Source organism: Lactiplantibacillus sp. B652 (assembly GCF_023806745.1).
GTDB lineage: Bacteria > Bacillota > Bacilli > Lactobacillales > Lactobacillaceae > Lactiplantibacillus > Lactiplantibacillus pentosus.
In genome coordinates this window covers 1-497 of record NZ_JAMSKY010000064.1, presented here as the reverse complement: position 1 = coordinate 497, position 497 = coordinate 1, and the positions used below count along the sequence as shown (strand labels likewise).

The following is a 497-nucleotide window of genomic DNA, read 5'->3' as shown; positions in this document are numbered from 1 at the left end:
CCGGTTTGAAAATCATACCTTGCCAGCCTACGGTCGGCACAGTGATAATTTAGAAACAACGGTCATTCAGTTGTATACCAAGGGAATTACCACTGCTGAAATTGCCGAACTCATTGAAAAAATGTACGGTGCTCACTACTCCCAAGCCACGGTTTCCAACATGACTAAAGCCGTCAATGAACAGGTTCAAGCTTTCCAGCAACGTCGACTGGCTTCACAATATGCAGCCATCTTCTTAGATGCCACTTACTTGCCGTTAAAGCGGGATACCGTTCAAAAAGAAGCCGTTCATATTGCGATTGGCATTCGTCCAGATGGGACGAAAGAAGTGCTGAACTACCAAGTGGCGCCAACGGAATCGACTGGAATCTGGACTGAATTGCTGGGAACCTTGATCAAGCAGGGCGTTAAAGATGTGCTGTTGTTTGTGGCCGATGGGTTAGTTGGTTTGGATGAAGGCTTGAATCGGCATTTCCCTAAAGCCAAACGACAACGTT

General features: G+C 46.7%; 1 pseudogene. It reads left to right on the top strand.

From position 1 onward, the window contains the following. Nucleotides 1-497: pseudogene (locus MZO40_RS17010) on the top strand (IS256-like element IS1310 family transposase); the annotation flags it as partial.